Raw genomic sequence first — 26579 nt, forward strand, 5'->3', positions numbered from 1 at the left:
ACCATTTGATCCGGTTTGATTCAATAGGGTACAAAGAGGCGCCACATGGCCTGATCCATTATTGTCCTGTTGACCGGGGGGGGCTCCGCAGGTTGTTTTGCCTCAAAACAGATCCTCTCTCGTTCCATCTGGCTCGTAAGGCTCAGTTTTACAGCATTTCCAATTTTTTCCTCGGGATTCATGCTGTTGTGCTGGAGAACCAGACTGATCCGATCCCCATTGACATCCTTAAACGACCATTTCCAGCCAATAAGAATCTGGAACGGGTCCCCAAGATATTCGTCAGGTGCGCCAAAGCTTCGTTCAAATCGGCCCTTTATTGTATTGAAAAACTCCTTGGAGCCATCCTGGTACTTGAGTTTAATCCGGAGAATCTTATTGGGTCGGTCACAGGTGCCATAGGCAATAAGTCCACTCTTAAATCCCGGCAGGCTGATTATCTCACCTTCTTCAATGTAATCCATGTACCGCAGGGTTTTACATGATTCCATCTCCACCTTGTCCTTGTATGCGGAAACATCATCTCCCAGGACAAAACCACCAAGATGAATGGGAAAGGCAGCCGTTGCGGGAACGGACCAGACAATCATCACAAAGGTGCATACAACAAAAAACAAATACTTCATTTTTCCCCTCCATGGCTTGGGGTTCAGACAAATCCATTACCGACAGGCAAAAGTTACCAGGTCCTTCAGAATAACCCATACCAGGATCAACATCAAGTACAATCCCGGACAGAACCGGTCCAGGGAAATCCATGGGACAGCTCCGGGATTGCAGGGAGGACTTGTATCAAGAGAAGCCCATTGTTTTTTATGGATTTACGTGTATAGTTGATTGAAAAAAATTACAAACAGATATTGAAAACAAGTCCGGGAATGCCAGGAAAATAGAGATGTTGAAAATTAAAAATTTAAAATGCAGCTATGGCAGCATCATGGCTGTTCACGGGGTAAGCCTTTCGGTCAAACAGGGAGAGTTAATTTCCATCATAGGTGGCAATGGTGCGGGAAAAAGCTCCCTGCTGCTTGCCGTTTGCGGTCTTTTGAAAACCTGGGAAGGCGAAATTGAGTTTCAGAAAAAAAACATCCGGGGAATGTCCCCCCCGGCCATTGTCCGGGCCGGCATCAGCATGGTTCCCGAAGGCCGGCAGATTTTTTCGCCGTTGAGCGTCCTGGACAACCTGAAAATGGGGGCCTACACCCGATACCACAGGGGATTGAAACAAGAGATACAGGAAGATCTTGAAATGGTGTTGGAAATGTTTCCCATTCTGAGGGAACGGGCCAGGCAGGCGGCAGGCACCCTGTCCGGCGGCGAGCAGCAGATGGTAGCCATTGGCAGGGCATTGATGGCAAGACCCAGGCTCCTTGTGCTCGATGAACCATCCATGGGGCTAGCACCTAAAATTGTGACCATGATTTTCAAGGTAATCACAACCCTGAGGGATCAGGGGGTTACCATCCTTCTGGTCGAGCAGAACGCCAGGGCCGCCTTGAAAATTGCCGACCGGGGATATGTGCTGGAAACCGGAAAAATGGTGCTCCAGGGCAGTGGTGAAGAACTTCTGGTGGATGACGATGTGAAACGGGCCTACCTTGGCCAGGACTATGGTGATTTTTGTGACGGGAGGGATGGATGATGCTTGACATGACTGTTGAAGAAAAGGATCAACTCAAACTTGAGCGGCTCCAGAGTACCTTAAACCGGGCCTTTAAGAATGTCCCGTTCCATCGCAACCGATTCCTGGAACGGCAGCTTCTTCCCGAGCAGATCGTCTCGTTAAAGGATCTGAAAAAACTGCCCCTGATGGACCGCACCCATCTTGGTACCCACTATCCCTATGGGTTATTTGCCGTTCCCCTGCGGGACATTGTGCGCATTCACACAGCACCGGGAACAGGAGCCAGCCCGTCCATCAGCGGCTACACCCGAACCGATCTGCTCGTGTGGAAAAAACTTGTGGTCCGAAGCCTTGAGACGGCCGGGGTGACCAATCTGGATATCATCCAGATCCATCTGCCACCGGGGCTTGCCAACTGGGGCCGGGATTACAAGGACGGCGGCGAGGCCATGGGTGCCGGTGTGATTCCCAACTCCCCCCTCTCCCTTGCCAAGACCCTCATGGTACTGAGGGATTACAAGACCACCACCCTGATCACCACCCCCGCCTTTGCCGAACAGCTCGTGGACCATATGTTTGACCGGGAGCACAACCCCAACGAGCTGACCCTGAAACGGGTCATCCTGGTGGGAGAGCCCGTGGGTAAAAATGCCGTGACTGACCTTGAACAGCGTCTCCATGTGGACGTTTGGCGCCACTACGGCCTGAGCGAAATCCCGGGTCCGGCCATTGCCCATGAGTGCGGCAGCCACTGCGGACTTCACATCAACGACGACCACATCCTGCCTGAAATCATTGATCCGGAAACGGGGACCCCGGTTCCTGTGGGACAAAAGGGGGAACTTGTACTGACCACCCTGTCTGCCCGGGCCTTTCCCCTGATCCGGTTCCGCACGGGAGATGTGGCCCGTTTCCTGACCGAACCCTGCGGCTGCCACTCGCCCCTGCTGAAAATCGAGTGGCTCAAGGAACGGACCGACAACATGATCATCATCTCGGGCATCAAGGTCTCCCAGGACCAGGTAAAGATCTATCTGCAAACGGCCCTGAAGATGGCATGCCCCGACTGCGCCATCGACCGGATCCGCAGGGACGGCACCGAGACCCTGGCCATTTGCCTTGCCATGGACGACGCGCTTTTTTCCGACGAGATCAAGGAACTGGAAAAACTGATCAGCGGCACGGAAACGGCCCTGGCCGAACAGGTGGGCGTGCCCGTTAAAATCCGTTTGATGCAGAAGCTGTAATAAAAAAGATCATAAACGATGGTGATAAAACCCAAAAGACCATACCTGTCCCCATTACAGCCAATGGGCAGATAGAAATCCACATTACCCATAAGATCTGCGTGGGGGTCATCATAATAGCTTAATGCTCCCCCCTGCTATATTTCCCTCCAGGCCATGGACTGCCAGGTTCATTTTGGCCAGTCGAGTGGTGGTTTGTGTAATCCGGTTCAATGGACTCCATGCCTTGAATAATGGCGCCGCCCCGGTCATCGGCATCTGTGATGGACACCTGTTTTTTGGACAAAAGCAAAAGATCAATCTCAAACCGAATCCTCAACTAAACCTAATAGAAACCAAACATATGGGGTCTATAATTCTTTCAAAAAGGATGACAGTATCTGAGCATTATTAACATGATTGATGAGGAGATTTACAAACCATGTACTTCATTCATGATATTCCTGGAAGACTCCGTGTAAAAATAGAATACCTTAAAAACCATCCCGAGCGCCTCAAAGAGGTCCGTCAACTCCTGATCGCCAACGGAGTTCATAAAGTCAAAAGTAACGCCCTGACAGGCAGCACCGTGGTCGAGTACGACCCGGCTCTCATAACCTCCGCCCACCTTCTGGATATTCTCAATGCCAACGGGTATACCATTGATGCAAGGCTGGTCGCCGAAAATCAAAAAAAACGAATAAACAACGAAAAAGTTGCCATGAAAATAACAAAAACCGCTGCATCATGGCTGGCTGGCCAGGTGCTGGAAGCCAACGGATTTTCACTGATTGCAGCCCTTATTTAGCCCAGCAGGGACCTTGCCTGATACAGAACCTGCTGCACCCCTCCTGGTACTCCCCCCCCTTGGTATCAATGGTGCTGTTTCAATACCCTCTTGTTGGATCCGCACCATAACTCCTCTAGCCGGCTTACCCCTTTTTGTCGAAAATTCGTTGGATCCGGCCTTCAAATCCTGATTTGGTTCCATCATCAACACCATTGGCCAAGGCAGTCTCGCAGACAGACACGGCCCTGTCATAGTCACCATCTTCTTCCAGAATTATGGCCAGGACTTTAAAGGCGGGAATCAATCTGGGGGGATCCCCTATTCTGTCGAACACAACCGGCTTCAACGCCTGGAACTCATTGATATACTTGTATGACAAATCAATGGCCCGATCATGATCCTCACTGCTGGCTTTTCTGTTTTTGTAGGCAGACTCGATGCTACGGGTATACAGAACGTGGCGCTCCCAGGGGTCGGTTTCCGTTTCCAGGGTCATGGGGGAGGCCTGGGAAGCTTTTTCGGCATTGTCTCCAGTGTCGCCGGCAGGGGCCTCTCCACCGGCCGGGACCTCTACGCCGGCCGGGGCCTCTCCGCCGGCCGGTGAGGTTTCAGGAAATGACCCTGAAGTCTCCTCTACCAAAGACGGTGGATTGCGTTGACGGCCCTTGTGAAAACAATAATGCAGAACACCCAGAAGAGTTACTGACACCCAGAACATGATACCTCCTTGGATACTGGTAAATTCATGTACCCTGATGAATATGATTGTTGGTCATCCGGCAGCCCCCAGGTAACTTGACAGGGTTACCAGGGCATAAATGGTCAACAGGATTATGCTGAACGTTTTTTTGAATACACTGCCGGACAGGTAAACCCCCATGCCAAAAATGATCAAGGTTCCGATCATGGCAGGAAATAAAACTGTAAAAAAATGAACCGGCGCTGCCAGTCCCTGGCGGGTCACACTGGCCGCTGCGCCGGCAACAAAAAGGACATTCAGGATATTGGCGCCGATAATGTTACCCAGGGCCAGTTCACCAAAACCTTTCCTGACAGCGGCTATGGATGTGACCAGTTCAGGAAGGGAGGTACCCAAGGCAACCAGGGTGGCCGAGATAACCCCTTCGGGAATGTGCAGAACCATGGCCACTTTTGCCACCATGGGGATCAGAAAATGGGCCGCAGTAACGACCAGTCCCGACCCAAGCATGATCTTGCCTAGAATCACAGCAACATGGGTCCCATCGCTCCCGGTATCTTCCTCAACCCCATTATCGGAAGTTTTCTCCCTGAGCCAGTGCAGGGAAGCCCACAGGTAAACACCCAGAAGAAAAAGAAACACAATGCCCATGCCCTGGGGCAGGTGTCCGCCGGTTTTAAGAAAATTACCAGGGACAAAAAACGGAATACACGAGACCACCAAAAGGACTCCGGCAAAAAGCTGAACCCAACCCTGCATCTTGATCCAATTGCTTTTCAGGGATATGGGGGAACACAGGGTGATCAGACCGAGGATCAATCCTGTGTCGCAAATAATGGACCCCACGGCATTGCCCAGGGCAATTTCAGGATTGCCGCCCATTGCTGCAAACACGGAAACCGACACCTCCGGGAGGGTCGTTCCGACACTGACAATGGTGAGACCGATCAATACCCTGGGAATCTTCAGCCTTGCTGAAAGGGTTATCGCCTCGTTGACGAGCAGGTCAGCACCTTTGCCAAGGAAATAAATCAAGGCCGCAATGGTCATAAACAGAACCGGAACGCCGGCGGATGACAGGTACCCCATAAAAAATGCGTCCATTGCCTCCCCCCCTTAATTGCAAAATGTTTTAAACCGGACTTCCATTTCGTCCAAGGTCAGGTTGCTGATATCGTCCATGGTGGTTTGGGTGTCGGTTTCTTGGGATTCTCCGTTGTCTGACGGCTTCCCATGGCTTGGGAGGGGCCTCTGTCGAACGGCCTTGGTCACTTCGTTTGCAATCAGTGGCAGGGTGGAAGCCGCGCCGATCACCAGGCCGTCCATGGGGGTAATGGCTGACAGCCCCAGAAGGCCGCGCAGGGGCGGAAGGGCCAGGGTCAGGGCCTGGGCAGCCAGGGAAAAAACCATGGCCCAGGTCAGAGGTCTGTTTCGGGGCAGCTTTTTACGGGTCAGGATACCGGTGGTTTCAGACCGGCAGGTGATTGCGTGGAGCAGCTGACCAATGGCCAGGCTCTGAAAGGCCAACCCTCCGGCTTGTGCAACTGACCCGTGCCGGGAGATCCCATAGAGCAGGGTTCCCAGTGCGCCGCCAGTGATGGCCGATGACTCCAGGAACATGGTCCTGAAATCCCGGCTGCTGAACAGGGGGTCTGCAGGGTTTCTGGGTTCAAGCTCCATGACGTCGACTTCAGGTTTTTCCAGGGACAGGGCCAAGCCCGGCAGGATGTCGGAAATCATGTTGATCCACAACAGCTGCATTACGTTCAGGGGCGATCCCAGGCCCAGGGCAATGGTCGTGGCCATGAGCTGGATCTCACTGATGTTGGTGGCCAGGGAGTAGTGAACTGATTTTCGGATGTTCTGATAAATGCACCGGCCGTCTGCCAGGGATGCGGCCAGGAGTTCCAGATTGTCCTGGGTCAGGACCACGTCTGCAACGTCCCTTGCCAGGTCTGTTCCAGATCCTCCCATGGCGATGCCGATATCGGCCGCCTTCAGGGCAGGGCCATCATTAACGCCGTCCCCGGTCATGGCCACGGTCTGCCCTGAGGCCTGGATGGCCCGGACAATCTTGAGCTTGTGGGACGGGGTGACCCGGGAATAGACATGAACGTTTTTGGCCCTCTTGACCAGTTCTTCACCGTCCAGGTTGATCAGGTCTGCGGCATCCAGTATCTCCAGGGGCAATCCACCTGAAAGGTTCAGCTGGGATGCAATGGCCCGGGCGCTGATCTCCTGGTCTCCGGTAATCATGACCGTTCTGACCCCTGCCCTGTGAAACTCGGCAATGAGTTCCTTGATGCCTTCCCTGGGAGGGTCTGTCATCCCGATAAGGCCCAGCCAGGTCATCCGGACTTCCAGGTTTTCCACCTCTCCGGTGTCCACGGTTCGGCAGGCAAACCCCAGCACCCTCAAGGCCTTGTTGGCCATGAACCCATTGGCCTGTTCAATCTCTATTCTTGCTTGACGGGTCAGGGGAATTTCACGGCCTCCGGCCATGTAAAAGTCACACCGCTCAAGAACAGCCAGGGGGCTTCCCTTGACCATGACAAGCCGCTGTCCTTGCCCACCGGTCTTGTGCACGGTGCTCATGAAAATCTGACGTTCGGACCGCTGGTTTACAGCGAGCAGTGGCGCCTGTTTCCTGAGCCCCTTGACATCAATGCCCGCCCGGTCCACAAGGTCGGTGAGGGCGCTCTCCGTTGCTGATCCTGAGATATCCAGCCCTCCGTCCGAGCACCTTCCGTTTATTTTGGTTTCGCAGCACAGGGCGCAGGCTGAATATAATTTTTCCAGTTCAGGAATATCCGTGGGTTTTACCACACCCCGGGATGACACCAAGGTGCCCTTGTCAACGGAAAACCAATTTTCATTGGTAAAAATCGACGTTGCCCGCATCTGGTTCAGGGTGATGGTTCCGGTCTTGTCCAGGCAGATGGTCTGGATGGCCCCCAGGGTTTCTGCTGCAGGCAGATGGCGGACAATGACATTGTTCTTCTCCATCCGGCTGATGCCCAGGGCAAAGTTGACCGTGGCAATGGAGGGAAGACCTTCGGGCACAGCCGCTGCAGCCAGGGAGATAGACATCCTCAGCATGTTGAGGAAACCGAATCCCATGGTAAGCCCCATGGCAAACACACCACCGCACACGGCAAGACATCCGTAGATCAGCTGGTCACCAATGGCATCCAGCTGCCGCTCGATGGGGGACTGGGTCTTCTGGGTCTCATTGAGCAGAACCTTCAGCCTGCCGATCTCCGTGCGTCTGCCGGTGGCAACCACCACGGCAAGCCCCTGGCCGCCCGTGATGCAGGTACCCATATACACCATGTTATTTCTGTCAGCCAGGGCGACATCCGCCTCTTTTAAAGAACGTGCATGTTTTTCCACCGGCAGGCTCTCACCGGTGAGCATGGACTCATCTATGGTCAGCTGGGATGCATGAATGATTCTGCTGTCCGCCGGCACAAAGGAACCGGGTTTCAGAACCAGCACATCGCCCGGCACGACCTCCTCCGCATGGATAAACACGTGCTTGCCGTTGCGTACCACCTCGGCCATGTGATGGACCAGGTCGTTGAGGGCGTCGATATTCTTTTCCGCTTTGCTTTCGGTTACGTACCCGATGGCAGCGTTGGCCACCACAACGCCGAATACGATCACCGCATCCAGGACACCGCCCATGGCAATGGAGACGCCGGCCACGGCACCAAGGAGGTAAACCGGCAGGGAGTTCATCTGACCCAGAAAGATCTCAATCTTGGACCGGCACTCTGTCCTGGGGAGCACATTTTCGCCAAACTCCCTTTGTTTAGCAAGAACACTGTCCTGGGTAAGCCCCTGGCCCGGATCCGATCCAAAATGGTCGGCAACCTCTTTTCCCGGCCGGGTGTGCCAGTCATCTTCCGATAATTTCTGCCGGCCCTGGATCAACGTCTGGATTTTGTCCATGATTTTGCGGGCACTGGACTTATCTTCCGGACCGGATGTTTCTTCAACATACTGCCCATGGTCATGGACCTTTGTCCGGGAGGTGTTCCGGGTAGTGATCTGTGCAATGGCATCCTGGAGCATCCCGAAAATTTCCGCCGCACTGAAACCAGGATCATACTGCACCAGGAGGGTTCCGGTCAGGGAACTGGCCGAAATGCGTGTGACCCCCTTCAGGGATGCCAGCCGGACCGTGAGCCGGTTTTTATAGGTCTCCGACCGTTTCAGTCCAGGCACGCGGTAACGCGCCCTGCCTGGGATACGGATATGAACAGGTTTCAGCACCTCCATTTCAGCAACTCCTCTTTTTTAACCTTTTAAACAGGCAATTGATCATGCCGTATGGGAATCTCCGTCATCGTGGACATGAACGCCGTCACTGACATGACCGTAAAATTCCCTGTTGTAGATAGTGGAGGCAATCCAAAGGGCCGAGAACCAGTTGGGCAGCGCCAGTTTTCCCCGCATGATCTCCCGCATGGCATGGGCGATCAAAAGGACAAAAACAGAACCGGGCATATCCAGGATGCCGCAGGAGAGTTTCCGAATACCGTCATCAATCCTTTTGATCTGGGTTCTGGCTACCCTGGCAACAGTGACCGGGGCCTGACTACCATGGATGTTTAGTCGGAACAGCCCGTTCTTCTGCCCATGGCGGACCACGGAATCAAGATCAAGATCCGGACACTCCAAAAGCAGGCTTCCCGTAACAGAATTGATGCGGATAGACCCATCTTTAAATGCCTGGCTCAGGGTCTCCGAAACTCTATTAAAATAACGCTCCCTGGGGGAGGGAATTGCGAAGATCTTGAGCCGAACACGGCCTTTAATACAATGTGTCACTGTTGCTTCAGGTAAAATCTCCATGTCAGTCACCAAGAAAAATCACTCTTCCACGGTTGCTTTGGACGCAACCTCTGCCTTGGCCTCGGCAGTAATGTCTTCCAGGGATTCTTTGGCCTCGGCAATGGTTACCTTTACACCGTCATAGGCGATCAGGGTGCCTTTGATCACCGACTTGATAATGGGTTTGGCCACGCTGCCGAGAATGGGAAGCACAATCGGAGCCAGAAGAACAACACCAACGCCAATGGCAACGTTTCCAGCAGTCAGCCCTTTGGGGATATATTTCATGACACAACCTCCTTTAAAAAAGATAATAATGGAAAAGATTCATATGGAATCTTTACAAAAAACCATCCGGCAGCAATTGCCGGTTGAACCCAGCTTTTAACAGCTATTAAAACAACAAAAAAAAGCTGGAAGTTTGGGTAAAAATTTCTTTCTTTCCTGCACACATTTTCAATCTCCAAGATAGATAGCATCCTAAAATAGGGGGGGGGGGTGTCAAGCAAATATTTTTTTTTTGTTAAAATTTCGTTAGGTTACAATAAATACGGTCGCACAAAGACGACCGCAGTAATGTTCATTTGAAAACTAACCGAAACCGAATATCGCCCTAATAAAAATCAAACGAAAATATTATAGGGATAAATCAATTGCGAAAAACCATTTCATGCAAAAAAGGGTTCAAATGAACACCATCCAGCTTAGCCCGTTTTCCCCGGATAAAGGGTTTTCCCTGTCGGACCGCCAGACCCGGATGGCCGAGATGATCCGCCAAAGGGGTTTCATCCGTGTGGACGTCCTTGCCCAAAACTTCCAGGTAACGTCCCAGACAATTCGCCGTGACCTGAACCTGCTGTGCGAACACGGCATTGCAAGGCGGACCCATGGCGGAGTTCAGAAACTGGAGATGCCGGGCAACTTGAGCTATGCATGGAGACAAATTCTTAACAGCCATGCCAAACAGGCCATTGCCCGGGAGGTGGCCCGCCATGTTCCCAACAGAGTTTCCGTGGCCTTGGGCATTGGTACGACGCCAGAGATTGTATTCAAGGCGTTACTCGACCATGGGCACCTGCGGATCGTCACCAACAACATGACCATTGCCATGCTGGCCTGTGCCAACCCGACCTTTGATGTAACCATTGCAGGCGGGCGCCTCAGGAACGCGGGACGGGATGTCATGGGTGACGGCATGGAAACCCTGTTCAAGGCCTATAAAGTGGATATCGGCATCTACGGGGTGGCCGGGGTTGACGAAGATGGAACCCTTCTGGATCTCCATGAAGAGGAAGTCAAGGTCCGGCAGATCATCCGGCAAAACTGCCGCAGCGCCTATCTTGTTCTGGACCAAACCAAATTCGGACGTGCCGCCCATGTACGGGGAGGAAAGATAGATGAGGCAACCAAGGTGTTCTGTGACGGAAAACCGCCCGAACCTATCCCTTCCATGATCCGGCGTTCCGGGGGTCAGCTCATGGTGTGTGGACAAGGCAACACACCATGAACCCCATTGACAATTACCGTTATGACGGATGGAATCGTTCAGGCGATAAATTCGGATATGGAAGCTTTGATGAGATCCCTGATGGCCTCACCCGCTCAAATTTCTCCTTGTCGGATCCGGTCACATGTTCAGGATCGGGAAACGGCCAGTTTAATCGACGGGCAATGCCGGTGAACACAGGACACTTTGCATCGGTTTCTGCATCGCAAACAGTTCAAATGGTCCCCCTCTTTAAAGAATTTGGGAAGCCAGTTCCGACAGCTCAGATCGTTCGCCCTTTTCAAGATTGATATGGGCGTAGAGTTTTTGTCCCTTCATCTTTTCAATGATGTAGGCAAGGCCATTTGTCTGACTGTCCAGATAGGGGTGGTCGATCTGCATGATATCTCCTGTAAATACGATTTTGGTTCCTTCCCCAGCCCGGGTGATGATGGTTTTCACCTCATGGGGGGTGAGATTCTGGGCTTCGTCCACGATGAAGAAAACCCGAACAATACTTCGTTCCCGGATATAGGAGATGGGGGTAATCACAATTTTTTCATCCTCCAGAAGCTGGGAAATGGGTTTTGCACGCCCCTCACCTTGAGTGTTGGCCTGATTTTGCAGCACGGCGAGATTGTCATAAAGCGGCTGCATGTAAGGGTCCAGCTTGGAAGCCATATCCCCGGGCAGATATCCCAGATCTTTGTTACTTAAGGGCACCACCGGCCGGGCAATGAAGATCTGCCGGTAACTGCGACGGGTCTCCAGGGCCGCCGCCAGGGCAAGGAGGGTTTTTCCCGTGCCGGCTTTGCCGGACAGGGTCACCAGGGGAATGTCCGGATTGAGCATGGCATTTAGGGCAAAGGCCTGCTCCGAGTTTCGGGGTTTAATTCCATAGCAGACCCGGGATTGAATCCGCCGTATGGTCTGCCGACCTGCATCAAAGCAGGCCAGGGCTGAACTTGAGCCGTTTTTCAGGATGAGATTTTCATTGGCCAGCAGTGAAGGGGCCTGGAGCAGATTTGAAACGTCCAATTCATAGGGTTTCTGAAAAAGATGTTCCAGCATCTCATGTTTAATATTTTCTATCACCTGCATGCCGCTGTAAATATCTAAAGGATCTTTAACATATTGTGATTGATAGTTTTCGGTTTTCACCCCCATGGACCGGGCCCGCAACCGCAAATTTACATCCTTGGTGACCAGTACCACCTTATCAAACCCATGGGTTCTGGCGTGACAATAGGCAATGTTGAGAATTCTGACATCCGGCGTAATACCGTTGAAATTACTTTTCACCTTTTCATCCATGGGCAGATCCAGCAGGATGGAGATGGTTCCCTCCCCGTTTTCCATGGGCGCCCCGCCATTGGTGAGCATACAATCACTGGACAGGCCGTCCAGGGTTCGTAGAAAATCTCTGGCATTGCAGTGAATCACATTATTCCCTTTTTTAAATTTATCCAGCTCTTCAATAACAGTGATGGGAATACAGATACTGTTATCCTTGAATTGATGAATACAGCCGCTATCGTGGAGAATGACGTTGGTGTCCGGAATAAATTTTTTTTTCATGGCATCCCTGATGATTCTGTTATTGTCATGGTGCCAAAGCATCTAACGGCACCCATAATAAAAAAAATATCAACATTGTGTCAGAGTAGGATTTTAAATCAGTTTATATGAAACCCTCGCCAAAGCATTGCAAACAGAGGCGTTTCATCATTTGTTGAGGCCGGAGCCATACCTCGCTCCGGCCATGCCGGTTATATTTTAAATTCATCAAGGCTGAAATCCAAAAGGAAAAAGGGGCTGCTCCGAGAAAACGAAGCGCGCAATGTACTCTAAAGTGGGGAGCGGTTCGCCTCCAACATGGTCTGGAGGATAATTAGGCCGGCCACAGCGTTAGTTGAGTGGTTAGAAAATTTTTAAAAAACAATCTACGCATCCTGCTTGTCCTTTTACCCGTTTTATGGGAAACCTCCAGGACATGATCAAAAGTATCGCCGGAAATGCCGACAGCCTTGGAACCTCGGCCAACTCTCTTGTCTCCCTCTCCCAGTCCATCTCCAGCGGTTCGGACAACATGTCGGAACGCTCCTGCTCAGTTGCTGCGGCTGCTGAGGAGATGAGCGCCAACATGAACTCCGTTGCAGCGGCCAACGTCAACATGGTGGCCTCGGCCATGGAAGAGATGAACGCCACGGTAAGGGAACAATCTAAGCGCCGAAGATCTTCAAAAACTCGCCCACCAGCTCCAGAAGCTGGTAGGCCGATTCAAGGTGTAATGGCGGCACCCCTGTGGACAAGGTTGGCAGGCTCCTTTATCATAAAAACCGGGTCATCGGTGTCACCGGGGTGGATTTTTCCATGGATGCCATGCGGGATCTGGTTCTGAAGATCAAGCCCTATACCACCGGTTACGGTTTCCTGATATCGGAAACCGGAATCATGGTTGCCCATCCGAAAAAAAACCTGGTGGGGGAGAACGTCAGGAAATTCGTATTCCAGACCACCTTCGACCGCATCACCCTGGGAGAACCCGCGATTGAAGAACATCTGTCCACCATCACCGGCAAGCCCAATGCCTATGTATTTGTCCCCATAACCCCGGGCAGGACCGGGATGGCCTGGGGTATTGCCGTGGCCGTCCCGGTGGATGAAATCACGGTCGGAGCCCACGCCCTTAGAAACATCAGCATCCTCATCGCCGTGATAACAGCGGCCAACGCCAGAGACTCCATGGCCGAACTGGGCCAGGCGGCCTAGGAGAATTCAAAATAGTCTCGATCTCGCCATTTGCCTTCATCTCTTTAATCACGGCAATATATTGTTTTATAAAATCATCCTTATAACCAAAGGCACCGTTATCCCTGTTGGTGAATCCAAGGTAGCCCTGTTCTTTGCTGATATCACAAGCAATCACCAGTTCTCCTTTAGAAGGATCATATTCGCCATTATCCTTGAGACGTTTTAGTTCCCAGAGCATGGCGTTTTTATCATTGATATAGCCGTCTATGCGGCCGGATATCAATTTTAGCAGGTTAGAGCGACCGTTTGCAGTTTCTTTTTATGGGAAAATCTCCTTTTTGTGAATTACAAAACCGTTTCAAAAATCCTCACCCCGATATAAACATGGATGCAAGTTATGGTAATGGCGATTTCAAGGGAAGGCGGATAATGAATATGCTCAGCTTTGTTTTCAAAGGAGGCCATTGCCTGGGATCCGTTTTGGAGGATGTTGAAGAGCACCTGCTGAATTTTTCCGGTTTCACAGGGTACCTTGGGCATATCCGGATCAAACTCCCTGACGATCTTTATCGTTCTGAAGTCGTATTTTTTTTCAGATTATAATCGTTTTGGGACAATTCCAGGGTATTGTTGATCAATTGGGCCAGGTCCGCAGGTGAAAAATCCCCCTCCCCCTTGCGGGCAAAACTGAGCATGTTTTCAATGATGGCGGCGGTGCGGCTTGCGGATTCGGCGATGGTATCCAGCATCTGAGGAATATTCCTGTCCGCCAGATAGTTTTCCAGGACCTCCATGGATATGCCGAATTTTTCTGCAATAGCTTTGTTTTTTGGAAGTGATGACCCCAGCCTGTTTTTCACCACCTGGCTTGCCTGGATTACAGAGGAAAGGGGATTGTTTATCTCATGGGCCATGCCTGCGGCAAGGCCTCCCAGGGAAAGCATCTTTAATAGACGAATGGCTCCGCCGCCGGATACGGATGTGTTACTGGAAGCAGTGGCGCTATACCCGTACCAAAGTCCGAAATCTTCTCAAATTAGGTACTTTCAAGAGACAAGCCATTATGACAGCACTCAGCCGAAAAGGGCCATGGCATCTTTCCAGAACCATGGCAGCACAATCCGGCATGACCAATAAATGGCTATCGGAGCAGGGGTTAATCTCTGTCAAAGAACAGTGGGTGAACATTCATTACCCGGCCACGGCCAGGTAAAATTGGTGAAGCGCCCTGTGCGGACCCGCATGCAGGGTGCTGTGGGGGCTGGGGGATTAAAACCCCCGGCTACCCGATTCAGGCGCAAGGCGCCTGGGCAAGGAGCTGGACTTTAGTCAGCACCGCGGTTCACGGCGGCGCAGCCGCCGTGAACTATAACATCTGCGGTTCACCCGCAGCATGTTTTTGTTGAAAGTCTTACAGTTTTTTGTTTAATTTTTTCATCATATTGTTGCATAAATTCAACAAATACCATATCATCTATTTCCAGGTCTTAATTCCCAACCAGCTATACACGAAAAGTTTATCATTATTATTGGTTTGCTCATGGCCCAGTCAGCAACATATAATCTTAATGTTTACCAGCAGCGCAATCCTAAGGCAAGCGCATATTACAAGTGTGTCGAAAATCATTTTGAAGAGCTGGAAAGGGCATGGGATGATATATATGCATCCCGGTACGGTTTCTGGCGGACATACGTCATGACTGTGATTTATAGATATCTCGACTGCGGTGATCTCCATATGGGATTTGCCAGGGTGCGTTGTGAAGAATGTGGTCATGAGTATTTATTGGCTTTTTCTTGCAAACGGCGGCAGTTCTGTCCATCCTGCCATCAGAAACGGGTAATTGAATATGGTGAGTGGCTGTTGGCGGAGGTGCTGAAAGATGTCCCTCATCGGCAGTGGGTTTTCAGTATTCCCAAACGGCTGCGGATTTATTTTCTGTATGACCGAAAACTGCTGGCAAAATTGTCGATTTGTGCCTGGAAGGTGATGAATGCATATCTTAAATCCGTTGTTTCCGATGATACTGCCGTTCCTGGTGCTAGTATCGCAGTCCAGACTTACGGAGATTTTTTAAATTTCAATCCTCACCTGCATGCTATAACCACTGACGGCTGTTTTCTCGATGATGGCAGTTTTAAAACTGCCCCAGGTTTTATACTGGAAGATCTGGAAGAAATTTTCCAGTATGAGGTGCTGAAAATGCTCAAGAAAGAGGGAAAAATTAATGATGCCGTCATTGAGAATATGCTTTCATGGCGCCATAGCGGTTTCCATGTTTATATCGGTGATAGGATAACGCCTTCAGACAAAACCGGTCTTGGCAACCTGGCACGCTATATTATCCGTGCCTGTTTCTCCCAGGAACGAATGGTCTATGTCCCGGCTGAAGACTCAGCAGATGGTGTTGCCAAAGTGGTCTACACATCAAAAGACAGAAAGTCCCGGAAAGTTTTTAATGCACTGGATTGGCTGGCTCGCCTGGTGACCCATATTCCCGGAAGATATGAGCAGACGGTTAGGTACTACGGTTTTTATTCGAACAAATCCCGAGGGATGAGAAAAAAGACTGGTACGGATGATACCATTCCTGCCGTTATGCCAAATGATCTGTCCTCCAAAGAATCACGGCAGAACTGGGCACGCCTGATCCAGAAAATTTATGAAGTTGATCCGCTTGTGTGCCCCAAATGCCAGGGTAAAATGAAAATCATCAGCTTTATCGAAGAACTTGATGTCATTGAAAAGATACTGCGCCACCTTGATCTCTGGGATGTCCGCAATCATGACCCGCCGCCGCAAAAGGTTCCAGATTATATCCTTGAACTGGTCTGTGATGAGACAGACTCTATGATTCCGGAATTAGAGCACTGGTATTGATTTTTTTGAAATTGGATTGAGGGATTACGGTGACCTATACTCAAAATTCGCTCTATTCTGGAATTTTTTTAAAAATCTGAAACTATTTCCTGCCTGCTTTTTTGATCTTGATTTTTGTCTTGACTTAAGCTGACATCCCCTGATACAAGCACAACATGTTGTGCCCTGTATCAGGGGAGGAGTATATTTTTTAACTTTTGGGATATTCAATACTTTCTTTAACAAAAAGCAAGTTCTTATCCCTAAAAGCAAGTTCTTATCCCTATCCCTATCCCTTAAAAGTGTCAATAATGCAAGCCTGACCCGCCTGGATAAATTTCTCATTGGCCGAAAAGATGACCAAGCCCTGATTTTCATATTCCTTTAAAAAGGGGGCATGCCGGTTATTCCGGGTGGTCAAACGCGGCCACCCAGATGGCCATTATTTTGTCATTGAACAGATAAAAATATTTCATCAATGATCGATACGCCGGCCGTTTGCACACTGAAAGGCAAATTCCGGCGGCATCCCGGGGGGGATATCCATAAACCCCGCAGGAAATGGCAGGAAAGGCAATTGATTGACACCCGTGGGACAGCGCCAGATCCAGGCTATTCTGATATGCAGAAGAGAGAAGCTTTTCAGGGTCTTTGTCAATTCCATACCTGGGTCCCACAGTATGGATGACATATTTTGCCTTGAGATTTCCGGCTTGAGTAATTCTTGCTTCCCCGGTGGGGCAGCGAATTCCGTTTTCCAGGGGAACCTTTTTACATGCTTCGAGCAGTTTAGGGCCAGCAGCCCTGTGAATCGCTCCATCCACCCCGCCGCCCCCAAGCATCCCGCAATTGGCGGCATTGACAATGGCATCTACAGCGGCCAGGGTAATATCTCCCTGGACAATTTTTATGTTATCCATATCCTTCTATTCCGTGTGTGGGTTCTGTTAACGACATGCTTTCCAGGACTTCATTCTCCCGGTCAGACAGTTGCCCCTTTACCAGGCGCTCAAATCAGCTCGAAAACCAGGCTTCTGCCGCCTTTTTCTGGTCTCTGGCAAAAGCCTTTATTTCCAGGCCTGGATACAGCGCACCTTCAATTTCACTTGCCATTTTCAACCACGCTTCGTCCGTTAAAACAGCAACGCGATCAAATTTTTTCATAAGGGCAAACATCGAGGGAAATCGTGACAGCTCAATACCGATTGCCCCAAATGACGGCAGGTTATAATCCACGATATCATAGAGCATCCTGCCCTTTTCAATACCTTCGGACTTATCAACCAACTCGTCCAAGGCTTTCTCCATCAGCGCTGAATCCAATCGTCCACTCATCTCGATGTCCAGGCGGTTTTCATTCACCCGTGTGACTTTAAACATTTCTACGCTCCTTTATGCTGATTGTTGCGCCTGGTTCTGCCGGCAGCCAGGCAAAACCGTTGCCCCATATACTTTCTAATACGCCATGCGGCCCAGGGATTTCAGGATCAGGGTAAACCCCATGGCCATCATGCCGGTAAGGCCCATGCCGCAGGAAAAGCCGGCCAGAAGAACAGGGGCGTATTGACGCCAATTTTTTCCATACCGTTTTAAAAAATAGAACCGCCCGAGAAAGGCCCCTGTCACCTCCAGGATAAGGCCGTGGGGAGTGCTCTGGCCAAGGCCCCGGACCACCCCGTACACAAGAAGGATGGGAAGCCCGAGAATGCTCAGGATGGCGTAGGCGACAACACCGAACACCACGCCGGAGCCAACGGTCACTGCATTCAGGGCCTGGTAGAAAAGCGAATTGCCCTCCAGGGTCGAGGTCTGCATCAACAGGGTGTTCAGGGCCTGGAGGTGCCACAATTCCTGGGCGTAGGGATAACTTGCAGAGGGAATGGGGGCCAGGCGCCAGATGAACTGGGAAAAGAGCAGGCTTGCGATCATGACCACGGGAAACACCACAAACTCGGCCTTGATGATCCCCCGAAAACTTGTTCCGGTAAGCTCGATCTGGCGGAAGTTGACCGTGGCCTCGCCATAGTTGTGCATGGGAATGGGGGCGTACCAGATCTCGATCCCGCTGTAACCAAAGTATTTTGCCCCGGCAATAAAACTTGCCTCCCGCACAAGGGGAAGGGAGACAAACTGGCCGGCAATTCCCTCCATGCGTGCCGTGATGTAGGAAATAACCGGGGTGTATACAAACCCATACACCAGGAAAAAGATCCAGGGGAACGAGGGCACCAGGATCATGCACAGCCCCACATAGGAAAGGGTTGAAACCACATAGATGGCAATGGCGATGCGGATGTCAAAATCGCCCCTGCCCTTTGGGGGGTGCAAAAGGTCCCTGAGACTTCCCCTGGGCCGGGCTCCTCCCTTGAACGAACGGAACACCTGCCACAGGGCAATGAGACCAATGGAAAGCCCGAGCCCGATGCCGAAGCTCATGTAAAAATCCAGATTATTGGCAAACACCGTCTCCACCGTTCCCATGCCCGGATGCCACTTGGTCAGCACACCGTGGTGGTAGAGGATGGGATTGGCCACAATGGTGATCACAAGCCCGATCAATCCGCCGATCACTGCCCAGAAGGGCAGCACCATGCCGATGAACACCAGGCCCAGATCAAGCTGAATGCCCGTGGCAACGGCGGGAAGAATCCCTTCAGTGTGCCGGGTCAGCTCGATCCAGGGAATGGGAATAAGCCGGATGGGTTCAGTAAAAATCAGCCCCGACAGGGTCGGAAGAATGACGTAAACTCCCCCAAACAAAAAACCGATCACGGCCCCAATGGAAAAAACCCGCCATTTCCAGCTCTTTTTCTTGTCCTCGGCAGATTCTGCCAGGGCCATGGTGCCAAGGGCGCCCACCGGGGCCATGGGAAAGGGGAGCTTTTCAACGTCGGATGTGATCCTGTAAAGGGCATAACCCAGGCCAAACTGGTCCACCCGCTGGATAATCTGGGCCCCCACCAGCAGCAGGATGGGGACCAACCAGTCCCTGTGGAAAAAGGTACGCTCCACAAGGGATTCAGACCCGGCATGGGGAGCGATCCACGAGGGGATGAACTCAGTGATGCCAAGCATCCTGGCCGCATCCGAACCAACAAGGTACTGGTTCCACAAAAGTCCCTGGAAGGGGGATGCCATGGCAGCGCCCGCCATGTAGTAGAGAAGAAAGATCTCCTGCTGTTTGAGCTCAGAGTAAGCCCGCTTGGCAATCTCGGCAAATAAAATAATGGTCACCCACCTTGCCGCAGGCCCGATACCCGTTCCGATGACAAGCTGAAGATACATGCTGCCGGGCATCATGAGAAACCCGATGAACACGGCCCCGACCACGCTCTTCCAGTTAAACCCCTCCTCAAACGTATCGGGCACCTTCATCAGATCCCGGTATTCCTGGAGTTCCTTGTCCTCGTACATCCTCTCTCCTATTGGGTCCCGGTGGGGGTCAGGCGTTGCCTGCTGTTGTTTTTAAGGCCATGGCCCATGAAATGTTCTCCTGAAACCATTGTGGACTATCCGGGCAGCACCTGGTAGCCGGTCTGGGTAAAGAATCCAATGATGGCAAAGGTGCCGCCCATGAGAAAATCGCCCATGATAAACCCCACAAAGAAATAACGCATGCGCTTGTAAAGAGCCACTCCGCCATACCGAAGGCAGAGGGTGTTGAAAATCCAGCCGATGAAAAAACTCAGCCACAAAATCTTCATGGCCGAGCTGTAGACCATGAGATACCCGATGGGATGGAGCGGCCACCAGTAAAACCGCTGGTAGCAGACCAGAAGAGCGGCCATGATCACGGCCCCCACAAGGGCAAACATCCGGATGGAGTCGCCCTGGCCCGGGGCATCATGCAAGAGCGGGACAATATTGTTGTAAACCGAAACCGTGGTCCTTGTGGCCCAGTCAAGGGAGAGTTCCCGAATGCCATAACGGTAACAGACAAGAATCATGGCAACGGCCGAAACCATTAGACAGATCACCATGGAGAAAAACACGGCGCCTGCGATGGTGACGTGGGAGCGGGACTGCCTTGCCACCCTGTGGGTATGGAGAATCGACGGCATCACCGACTCCCTGAGATCCACGAACATCACCTTTTGTGTGACCCCGGCCACCAGAAGGCCGATGTCTGAAAAAATCCGAAGCCCCATAAGGGTGTTGATGGCATCCAGGGGTGCCACGGTCAGGGTGAAATAGGTGACCCCGCCCTGGCAGACCACCCGGGTGGCCACCATCATGAACATGAGGGAGAATACGAGCAGCACCACAGCGGCCACAAAGGTCATCCCATGGAACATGAACCAGGCAACCAGGATAAAAAAAGCCAGCAACGTTCCCCAGAACACCATCCTGTCTGTCCGCTCATGGACGCAGGGGGTCGGGCCGTGTTTAACAAAAAAAGCGTGCTCTGCCACCTCTTTCATGTAAAACCGGGCAAGCCAGACCAGAAAGAAGAAAAATACGATAAATGCCCCGATCATCTGGGTCTCTTCCGGCCTTGAAAGGGTGGGGCCAAAGGTGATGCCAAGCTCGGAGGCGGGAAAGCTGTTGCCGGTCACCTGGAGTATGCCGGTGAACAGAGCCCCGGCAAGGAAAAAAAACCAGAAGGAAAAAGACACCTGCTTTGAGGCAAGGTAGGCAAACCCGATGAAGGCCGGGTAAAAGTAGAGCTTGAGCTTGACAAACCCTGCAAACAGGCCCTGCTTGGGAAAATAGGACCCGGCAAGGGCCAGGGTGTTGATCTGGGGCACCCAGGGAAAATAAAAGTTGAGCCCGTTGAGCCCATGGAGAAACACGGGTATGGCAATGCCTGCCAGAAGAAACCGGTTGGCAAAAAAACTCCCCACCCGGTTCTCATCAACGGCCTGTTCCATCATCTTGGGCAGAATAAGAAGGGGAAAATTCATCCGCTCGTTGGTGGTTGCCTGGCGGTTGATCAGGTTGACAAGGCAGAGCAACATAAAATAGGCGCAGATCATGAACAGGCCCCAGGATAAAAACGGCCGGATCCAGGCCTTCCAGGGAACGGCGGCGGCAAGGGCCAGCCATCCCATGTTCCGACCGCCTTCAATGCCGTTGTAGAGCATGTCAACTGCGGCCTGATCCTTGGGAAAAAGGGCGTCGGACAGCAGGGGCGACAGGGTCGCCTGCCACCCGGGCTCGTTGGCGCCAAAGTAGAGGGGGGCTGTGATATTGATGAAAAAGGTCCTGGCAAACCCGGTATAGGCAATGCCCGCCACTAGCACCATGAGCATCCAGGCAAAGATCAGCTCAAGGCCTGTCATGGGAATCCGGCCGGGAAAGATCCGCCGGGCAAGGGTTGTCAATACTGTCATCCACACCAGAATGTAAAAGGGTGCCAGGGGAAAATAACCACCGCCCAGGGGAGTTGCCCCGCGAACCACATTATTAAAGGGGGTCAGGGCGCAGATGATGATTGCAAAAAAAATCCCGACAATATAGGCCCTGGGACGGATCACATGGGATGGAACAGGATCAGTCACCTTGTATCCTCCTCTGGTTCTGGCTCTCGCTCTGGTCAAGGGAGCCGAAAAAAGTACGCCATTGCTCTTTGTTCTCCCGGTCCAGGGATCGCCAGACCAGAAGTTTCTTTCTGATGCCATTCACAAACCGCTGATTGGCACGGGCCCAGGCGTTGTGTTCTCCTGCCCTGCGGGTGATCTCCATGACAATGGAGACATAACCCTTCTGGGTTTGACTTTCGTTGAAAATCAGGGAGACATCCTGCATTAACCCCAGGTCAAAGGGCGAGACCCAGGCCCTGAAGCAGATGGAAAAATTGTGGGTGGCCGAATCCACAGAGCGTATAACCCCAAGATTATCTGAGGTAAAAACATCCTGGGAAATCTCCCGGTGGGCATCAAAATAGTCAAACAGATAACCTGCCGCACTGACCTCATCATTGCCGTGCATGAGAAAGGGAAGGTCAACGGTCATCTGATCTCCCTTGGTGATCGAAAGTTTCCAGGATTTTTCAACATCCGGGATGGCGATGGCGGCCGCAACCCTGGACGGATACACGGCCGATACCAGCACCACCCCCATGACCATGGCCATGGCCCCCACCCCGGCAAGGGACGAGTAGTTGACGGTGATGCCCGCAAGAAGGGGGGTCCCGGCAAACACCGTTGCCACGGTCTGGGCCAGAAGATAGCCGAGAACAACACTTAAAACCGCATAGGACATGGCCTCGGCTACAAAGAGGATCGAAACATGCAAGGGTGCCATGCCCACCGAGGTGTAGATGGCGATCTCAGGCTTTCTCTCGTAAACGCTTCCGATCATGGTGTTGAGAACAATGAAGATGGAGATGAGAATGGGCACAAGGATGTTGGAAATGCCGCTGTAGTCAAGGGTGTCGCTGGCGCTGTAGAGATAAACCCCGTTTTTTTCCCCGGAAAAGAGCCACAGCCCGAACCGGTCCACAAAATTGTTGCCCACGGTTTTAACGTCCCCTCTAGCGTTCATGGCAACGGACACCGAATGGCCGCCCATGGAGACAAGGGTGCCATGGGGGATGATGATGGTTCGGTCAAACCCAAGGTGGCGGTAACGGCTCTGGAAAGTTTTGATCTCCTGGCCCGACTCCATGGCCTCCATTTCAGCCTCGCTGGTCTGCTGGAACACCTCGTCCGGGAAGATCACCGGGCTCAGGGGTTCGCCGTCAAGGTCGTTGAAATCGTCAAAGGTCCGTTCGTTGAAAACGGCAACGACCCTGAAGGGAATGGACCAGATCTTGATGGTTGCCCTGCCGATCTCTTTCAAATCAAGGCCAAGGCTTTTGGCCATGGTTTCTGAGATCATCACCGTATAGGGGTCATCCTTGGCAAACCATTGCCCCTTTATGCCCTGGCGACCAAAACCTGAGATCACCGGTTCCTGGGGGGACAGACCGATCACCCCGTGGGCCTGGGCCGTGTTGTTTTTAAATTTCAGGGGAACCGACATGGCCCGGGTTCTATCGTCCGTCCCGAGCCAGGCCCGGGCTGTAAACCCATGGCGGGTTTCAAAGGCCGTCCCAAGACTTGTGACGGCGGGCTCGGCAAGGGGGTTCCAGTCCAGCTTTTTCACGAGCATGCCATGGTAGGGGGCAAGGGCGCCAAACACCATGCGGGAATGATGGCGGATATTTTTGACCGAGGTGAAACTCATAACGGTAAAGGTGAGGATGATCAGGGTGGTGCAGGTGAGGATGGTTCTGAGCCGCCGCCGTCGAAGATTGGTCACCCCCATGAAAAACGATGCGGAAAATGCGGCAATCAAACCGATCTCGTTCTCTTCCGGAAGGGCCTGCCGGGCGTTCTTGATCCCCTCTTCAAACCTTAGAAAAATGATCCATGCCACAAGGGCCGACAGGGCAAGGATAAAAAAAGCAAGGATTACCACCACGGGCGAGTAGGCAAGGTCAAAGGCCGGGTGAACATTATAGATGATGGCGATCAGCCCGATGAGAATAGAAAGAAAGGCAATGATCCGTTTGTAGATATTGCTGAACCCAAAGGCAAAACGCTCAAAACAGAAGGCAAAGGGTATGAACAGGGCAATGTAGAACAACACCCCGAACAGCACATCCTTTTGCACGGATTCCACATGCTGGTAGACCCTGCCGGCAAGGGCCAGGGAGGTTGCGGCCGCGGAAAAAAACCGGTCGTACACCCCGGCCTCGAACCATTGTCTGGCCTGGTCAAGGGCAAGATTTCCACTGGCCCGCAGATCCCTTATTTTCTGGTTGTTGATCCCCTTTTCTTCCAGGTTATCGATCCTGGGATTCAACAGTGCCCACATGTCCCCTGCCGCAAGGAACTGGGTCGGGGCGATCAAAGGATAATCGTCAATAAGATACCCCTTTCCCTGGGGATGGACGGGATCGGCATGGGTCAGAATCAGCTTCTTTGTGAGCAACGAGTCTGAAAGGGTCAGCTTAAGGGGAGTTCCAGGTGCAAGAAAAACCGAACACAGGGTCGATTCCCTGGTGTCGATGCGGCTGTACCAATAGCGGATGGGCGGGGCTTCAAGCCTGCCGTCCAGCACCTGGATCTTGGTCATGTAGTCAAAGTTCCGTGGTTCCAAAAGGTTCACAAGGGTGGTTTGGGCGCAGGGAAACATCACAAGATCGGTCCGGGTGGAAAGGCGGCTCACCTTAACCCGATACCCGTCCTTTGAGGTCTGTTTTTTGTCAACGGCCAGGTTGATCTTGCCCGTTTCAGGGTCAAACCGATACCCCTCAATGATCACCTTGTGCAGGGAGTGTTTCTTATCGGCCACCCCTTTGATGTAAAAATCACCCGTCCCATCCACCATTGCATGGTGAATTGCCTCGCCCTGGAACGACATCACCACTGCCCCGGTTGATGGCTCATCGGCAAACACCTCGCCAAAACGAAGGGAGTTGGCCCTGCCCTGGATGGTGGCAAAACCGTTCTTCAACCCCCGATTCGTTGCAAGTTCAGGGACCTGGGCAACCTGTGCAATAAGCTGCTGGACATACTGGCCCTGGGCCGCTGCCCCGGCAAGGTCAACACGGTCGACACCATCATCCGGGGTTCCCCAGGCCGGGCGGGCATCATTGACCGTGGCAAGGGTGATGCCAAGGAATCCCCCAAGCTGACTTACCTCGCCCCCCAGGGCCGGGCGGTCCACAAGATAGCTCTCCCAGGAGCGTCGAAAGCCCGGGCGAAGGGTGTCCTTGAGAAAACCCGGCAAAACAAGGTTTTTGTCCAGGATTCTGCCGGCCACGGCCAGCTCCTCGTCCAACCGGGCATAGGAGGGATAGGGGTTGATGGTCTCCTTGATGGGATAGAACCCGCCCTGGTTAAAGGCGCCGATCCCGTCACCATGGCTTGACAGATGAAGGGAAACAAACAGGCTCACCCTGTCGCTGTCAACAAGGTCCTTGAGATTCAGGGCCGATTTCAGGTTTTTGCGCTGATTTTTCTTGTCTGAAATCCGCTGTTCCAACCTGAGGATGGCCTTGGGCACAAGCTTGACCACCCGTTCAAGATCCCGGGGCACAAGGGCCGTTTCATTGGACTTCCACATGAGCTGCTTTAAGGCCATGCGTTCGTTGGCAAGGGAGGTAATCAGATCGGCCCGGTCAGACCCGGCACGCCTTAAGGCCATGAGTTGCCCGTTCAGGACTTCCACCCGGGCCCTGGCATCCTCTGCCACATGACCGAGAATCTTCAACACAGTCGCCTTGTCCGGATCAGACACACCCTGAAAGGCAACCAGGTCGGCAAGGGCCTGGCCAGATGCGTCAATGATCCCGTCAAGGTCCTTGACCATGGCCTTGAGGACACGCTTCTTTTCCCTGAGACTCCAGACCATCTCCCGCATGCCGGCAAGGCTTTCCCCATGACCCGCCGTTGCCACAAGCAGGATCGACCGCCGGGGGGGATGATCCTTGAGATAACGGGCAAGGCTGAGCAGGGTGGCCAGGGAACAGGACTGGTCAGCCCCGGGAGATTTGCCTGCCACAAAGGCAGGAGCATCGTAAAAGGCTTCAACCACGACGATTTCCGATCCAAGATCGCCGCCAGGCACCAGGCAGTAGATGTTTTTGCCATGGACAGGGTTCCAGGCAAAATCCGAATCAAGGCGAACCCGGGTCATGGCCTGGGTCCGGCCAAGCAGATCAAGGGAACCAAACAGCGCTTCAGCCTGGGTACGCGCCATGACAAAACGGGGAAAATCCACAGGTGACAATTCCATCTTGTCTTCATAGACAAAGCGGTTGGCGCTTTCTGGCCCCAGGTAAATCAGCGCCTTTGCCCCAAGGGCCAGGGCGTTGATCCAGTTTTTGCCCGAATCAAGGTCCATAAGCACACAGCTGTCTGCGATGGGTTTGTTGTTAAAATCACCAAACTCTCCCTGGCCCACATAAACAAGGGGGGCTGTCAGGCCGGAATGGCCAATAAACGGCGGAGAGATCACGTTCCCCAGAAAAGGGGTCAGCCGGGAGGTCCTGCCCGTGTCCAGGAGGGTGAGGGTTGCATGGGTACCGGTAACGGCAGGCAGGGAAAAGGTGTGAATCCCCCGGGCTTCAACGCCTGATCGTTCAAACTCCGTCTGGATGAAACGGGCCGCCGCCTCAGCTCCCAGGGTGCCGGTTCGCCTTTCACCAAACCCTGCCAGGGTCTTGACCACATGACTGAAATAAGCGATATCCGAGGCCCTGCCACCTTCCATGGCCAGACTTACCCGGGCCACAGAAACAGCCATTAAGGCTATACCAAGCACGAGAAACAGCAGTTTTTTTTCAGCAGATCGTTTCAACCCACCC

Annotated in this window: 24 protein-coding genes; 8 read left to right on the forward strand and 16 right to left on the reverse strand. The window is 52.5% G+C overall.

The window, feature by feature from the left end:
- Window positions 1-20: 20 nt before the first annotated feature.
- On the reverse strand, window positions 21-626 hold the full coding sequence (locus HRM2_RS20355; protein ID WP_015905915.1) for a hypothetical protein: 606 nt from the start codon (window positions 624-626) through the stop codon (window positions 21-23).
- 269 nt (window positions 627-895) lie between these two features.
- Here HRM2_RS20355 and HRM2_RS20360 point away from each other — a divergent pair, with 269 nt between their 5' ends.
- From HRM2_RS20360 to HRM2_RS20375, 3 genes are all read left to right on the forward strand, one after another.
- On the forward strand, window positions 896-1642 hold the full coding sequence (locus HRM2_RS20360) for an ABC transporter ATP-binding protein (RefSeq protein ID WP_015905916.1): 747 nt from the start codon (window positions 896-898) through the stop codon (window positions 1640-1642).
- Window positions 1639-2871 carry a phenylacetate--CoA ligase family protein gene (locus HRM2_RS20365; RefSeq protein WP_015905917.1) on the forward strand — a complete coding sequence of 411 codons (1233 nt, stop codon included), beginning with the start codon at window positions 1639-1641 and terminating at the stop codon, window positions 2869-2871. The genes HRM2_RS20360 and HRM2_RS20365 overlap by 4 nt, the downstream gene beginning before the upstream one ends.
- A 421-nt stretch (window positions 2872-3292) precedes the next feature.
- Entirely contained in the window at window positions 3293-3658 is a 366-nt protein-coding gene (locus HRM2_RS20375; RefSeq protein ID WP_015905919.1) for an HMA2 domain-containing protein, read from the forward strand.
- A gap of 124 nt (window positions 3659-3782) precedes the next feature.
- Here the strand turns inward: HRM2_RS20375 and HRM2_RS25575 are convergent, their stop codons facing one another.
- Genes HRM2_RS25575 through HRM2_RS20405 form a run of 6 tightly spaced genes read right to left on the reverse strand, consistent with a single transcriptional unit; the run spans window position 3783 to window position 9646 of the window.
- The gene (locus HRM2_RS25575; protein ID WP_049770480.1) at window positions 3783-4358 is read right to left on the reverse strand and encodes a tetratricopeptide repeat-containing protein; all 576 of its coding nucleotides are present in this window, start codon (window positions 4356-4358) and stop codon (window positions 3783-3785) included.
- A 54-nt stretch (window positions 4359-4412) separates the two neighbouring features.
- Entirely contained in the window at window positions 4413-5444 is a 1032-nt protein-coding gene (locus HRM2_RS20385) for a sodium:calcium antiporter (RefSeq protein WP_015905921.1), read from the reverse strand.
- A gap of 12 nt (window positions 5445-5456) precedes the next feature.
- Complete coding sequence (locus HRM2_RS20390; RefSeq protein WP_015905922.1) at window positions 5457-8624, reverse strand: cation-translocating P-type ATPase; 3168 nt, start codon at window positions 8622-8624, stop codon at window positions 5457-5459.
- Between the two features lie 42 nt (window positions 8625-8666).
- Window positions 8667-9200 carry an HMA2 domain-containing protein gene (locus tag HRM2_RS20395; protein WP_015905923.1) on the reverse strand — a complete coding sequence of 178 codons (534 nt, stop codon included), beginning with the start codon at window positions 9198-9200 and terminating at the stop codon, window positions 8667-8669.
- A gap of 18 nt (window positions 9201-9218) precedes the next feature.
- Window positions 9219-9467, reverse strand: a complete 249-nt coding sequence (locus tag HRM2_RS20400) for a DUF5132 domain-containing protein (RefSeq protein WP_015905924.1) — start codon at window positions 9465-9467, stop codon at window positions 9219-9221.
- A complete protein-coding gene (locus HRM2_RS20405) occupies window positions 9464-9646 on the reverse strand; it encodes a hypothetical protein (protein WP_041273402.1) in 183 nt (60 codons plus the stop codon). The genes HRM2_RS20400 and HRM2_RS20405 overlap by 4 nt, the downstream gene beginning before the upstream one ends.
- A gap of 221 nt (window positions 9647-9867) precedes the next feature.
- Here HRM2_RS20405 and HRM2_RS20410 point away from each other — a divergent pair, with 221 nt between their 5' ends.
- Complete coding sequence (locus HRM2_RS20410; RefSeq protein ID WP_015905926.1) at window positions 9868-10686, forward strand: DeoR/GlpR family DNA-binding transcription regulator; 819 nt, start codon at window positions 9868-9870, stop codon at window positions 10684-10686.
- A 231-nt stretch (window positions 10687-10917) separates the two neighbouring features.
- On the opposite strand, the gene HRM2_RS20415 is transcribed toward HRM2_RS20410, so the two are convergent.
- On the reverse strand, window positions 10918-12243 hold the full coding sequence (locus tag HRM2_RS20415) for a PhoH family protein (RefSeq protein ID WP_041274192.1): 1326 nt from the start codon (window positions 12241-12243) through the stop codon (window positions 10918-10920).
- Window positions 12244-12640: 397 nt separating this feature from the next.
- Between HRM2_RS20415 and HRM2_RS26715 the strand changes: the two genes are divergently transcribed.
- Window positions 12641-13066, forward strand: a complete 426-nt coding sequence (locus HRM2_RS26715) for a methyl-accepting chemotaxis protein (protein ID WP_232364087.1) — start codon at window positions 12641-12643, stop codon at window positions 13064-13066.
- The gene (locus HRM2_RS20425; protein ID WP_015905930.1) at window positions 13039-13437 is read left to right on the forward strand and encodes a PDC sensor domain-containing protein; all 399 of its coding nucleotides are present in this window, start codon (window positions 13039-13041) and stop codon (window positions 13435-13437) included. Before HRM2_RS26715 ends, HRM2_RS20425 begins: the two co-directional genes overlap by 28 nt.
- 327 nt (window positions 13438-13764) lie before the next feature.
- On the opposite strand, the gene HRM2_RS20430 is transcribed toward HRM2_RS20425, so the two are convergent.
- Both HRM2_RS20430 and HRM2_RS20435 read right to left on the reverse strand, forming a co-directional pair.
- Window positions 13765-13959: a hypothetical protein gene (locus tag HRM2_RS20430; protein ID WP_015905932.1), complete on the reverse strand. Its 195-nt coding sequence runs from the start codon at window positions 13957-13959 to the stop codon at window positions 13765-13767.
- Between the two features lie 26 nt (window positions 13960-13985).
- Window positions 13986-14363 carry a histidine kinase dimerization/phospho-acceptor domain-containing protein gene (locus HRM2_RS20435; protein ID WP_015905933.1) on the reverse strand — a complete coding sequence of 126 codons (378 nt, stop codon included), beginning with the start codon at window positions 14361-14363 and terminating at the stop codon, window positions 13986-13988.
- Between the two features lie 119 nt (window positions 14364-14482).
- Here HRM2_RS20435 and HRM2_RS27830 point away from each other — a divergent pair, with 119 nt between their 5' ends.
- Entirely contained in the window at window positions 14483-14632 is a 150-nt protein-coding gene (locus tag HRM2_RS27830; RefSeq protein WP_232364088.1) for a hypothetical protein, read from the forward strand.
- 327 nt (window positions 14633-14959) lie between these two features.
- Window positions 14960-16300, forward strand: coding sequence for an IS91 family transposase (locus tag HRM2_RS20440; RefSeq protein WP_041273405.1), 1341 nt, complete (start codon window positions 14960-14962; stop codon window positions 16298-16300).
- Window positions 16301-16324: 24 nt separating this feature from the next.
- On the opposite strand, the gene HRM2_RS27835 is transcribed toward HRM2_RS20440, so the two are convergent.
- The 6 genes from HRM2_RS27835 to HRM2_RS26225 all read right to left on the reverse strand — a co-directional run bounded on the left by HRM2_RS27835 (window position 16325) and on the right by HRM2_RS26225 (window position 26572).
- Entirely contained in the window at window positions 16325-16624 is a 300-nt protein-coding gene (locus tag HRM2_RS27835) for a hypothetical protein (protein WP_232364089.1), read from the reverse strand.
- A 59-nt stretch (window positions 16625-16683) separates the two neighbouring features.
- Entirely contained in the window at window positions 16684-17199 is a 516-nt protein-coding gene (locus HRM2_RS20445; RefSeq protein ID WP_015905936.1) for an O-acetyl-ADP-ribose deacetylase, read from the reverse strand.
- Between the two features lie 94 nt (window positions 17200-17293).
- Window positions 17294-17659 carry a SpoIIAA family protein gene (locus HRM2_RS20450; protein ID WP_015905937.1) on the reverse strand — a complete coding sequence of 122 codons (366 nt, stop codon included), beginning with the start codon at window positions 17657-17659 and terminating at the stop codon, window positions 17294-17296.
- A 75-nt stretch (window positions 17660-17734) separates the two neighbouring features.
- Window positions 17735-19693, reverse strand: a complete 1959-nt coding sequence (locus HRM2_RS20455) for an OPT family oligopeptide transporter (protein ID WP_015905938.1) — start codon at window positions 19691-19693, stop codon at window positions 17735-17737.
- 95 nt (window positions 19694-19788) lie between these two features.
- Window positions 19789-21780, reverse strand: coding sequence for a DUF6785 family protein (locus HRM2_RS20460; protein WP_202944668.1), 1992 nt, complete (start codon window positions 21778-21780; stop codon window positions 19789-19791).
- Complete coding sequence (locus tag HRM2_RS26225) at window positions 21773-26572, reverse strand: FtsX-like permease family protein (protein WP_015905940.1); 4800 nt, start codon at window positions 26570-26572, stop codon at window positions 21773-21775. The genes HRM2_RS20460 and HRM2_RS26225 overlap by 8 nt, the downstream gene beginning before the upstream one ends.
- Between the last annotated feature and the right edge of the window lie 7 nt (window positions 26573-26579).

Source organism: Desulforapulum autotrophicum HRM2 (assembly GCF_000020365.1).
In the GTDB taxonomy this organism is placed as follows: domain Bacteria; phylum Desulfobacterota; class Desulfobacteria; order Desulfobacterales; family Desulfobacteraceae; genus Desulforapulum; species Desulforapulum autotrophicum.

Bases quoted from the DNA above. Each gene is read 5' to 3' on its own strand.
- HRM2_RS20435 (WP_015905933.1), bottom strand. From the start codon at position 14,363: ATGCTTTCCCTGGGAGGCCTTGCCGCAGGCATGGCCCATGAGATAAAC.
- HRM2_RS20455 (WP_015905938.1), bottom strand. From the start codon at position 19,693: ATGTACGAGGACAAGGAACTCCAGGAATACCGGGATCTGATGAAGGTG.
- HRM2_RS20375 (WP_015905919.1), top strand. From the start codon at position 3,293: ATGTACTTCATTCATGATATTCCTGGAAGACTCCGTGTAAAAATAGAA.
- HRM2_RS25575 (WP_049770480.1), bottom strand. From the start codon at position 4,358: ATGTTCTGGGTGTCAGTAACTCTTCTGGGTGTTCTGCATTATTGTTTT.
- HRM2_RS20440 (WP_041273405.1), top strand. From the start codon at position 14,960: ATGGCCCAGTCAGCAACATATAATCTTAATGTTTACCAGCAGCGCAAT.
- HRM2_RS20395 (WP_015905923.1), bottom strand. From the start codon at position 9,200: ATGGAGATTTTACCTGAAGCAACAGTGACACATTGTATTAAAGGCCGT.
- HRM2_RS20430 (WP_015905932.1), bottom strand. From the start codon at position 13,959: ATGCCCAAGGTACCCTGTGAAACCGGAAAAATTCAGCAGGTGCTCTTC.
- HRM2_RS20415 (WP_041274192.1), bottom strand. From the start codon at position 12,243: ATGAAAAAAAAATTTATTCCGGACACCAACGTCATTCTCCACGATAGC.
- HRM2_RS20445 (WP_015905936.1), bottom strand. From the start codon at position 17,199: ATGGATAACATAAAAATTGTCCAGGGAGATATTACCCTGGCCGCTGTA.
- HRM2_RS20355 (WP_015905915.1), bottom strand. From the start codon at position 626: ATGAAGTATTTGTTTTTTGTTGTATGCACCTTTGTGATGATTGTCTGG.
- HRM2_RS20400 (WP_015905924.1), bottom strand. From the start codon at position 9,467: ATGAAATATATCCCCAAAGGGCTGACTGCTGGAAACGTTGCCATTGGC.
- HRM2_RS20365 (WP_015905917.1), top strand. From the start codon at position 1,639: ATGATGCTTGACATGACTGTTGAAGAAAAGGATCAACTCAAACTTGAG.
- HRM2_RS26715 (WP_232364087.1), top strand. From the start codon at position 12,641: ATGGGAAACCTCCAGGACATGATCAAAAGTATCGCCGGAAATGCCGAC.
- HRM2_RS20450 (WP_015905937.1), bottom strand. From the start codon at position 17,659: ATGTTTAAAGTCACACGGGTGAATGAAAACCGCCTGGACATCGAGATG.
- HRM2_RS20360 (WP_015905916.1), top strand. From the start codon at position 896: ATGTTGAAAATTAAAAATTTAAAATGCAGCTATGGCAGCATCATGGCT.
- HRM2_RS20390 (WP_015905922.1), bottom strand. From the start codon at position 8,624: ATGGAGGTGCTGAAACCTGTTCATATCCGTATCCCAGGCAGGGCGCGT.
- HRM2_RS20385 (WP_015905921.1), bottom strand. From the start codon at position 5,444: ATGGACGCATTTTTTATGGGGTACCTGTCATCCGCCGGCGTTCCGGTT.
- HRM2_RS20425 (WP_015905930.1), top strand. From the start codon at position 13,039: ATGGATGCCATGCGGGATCTGGTTCTGAAGATCAAGCCCTATACCACC.
- HRM2_RS27835 (WP_232364089.1), bottom strand. From the start codon at position 16,624: ATGAGAAATTTATCCAGGCGGGTCAGGCTTGCATTATTGACACTTTTA.
- HRM2_RS27830 (WP_232364088.1), top strand. From the start codon at position 14,483: ATGACAGCACTCAGCCGAAAAGGGCCATGGCATCTTTCCAGAACCATG.
- HRM2_RS20410 (WP_015905926.1), top strand. From the start codon at position 9,868: ATGAACACCATCCAGCTTAGCCCGTTTTCCCCGGATAAAGGGTTTTCC.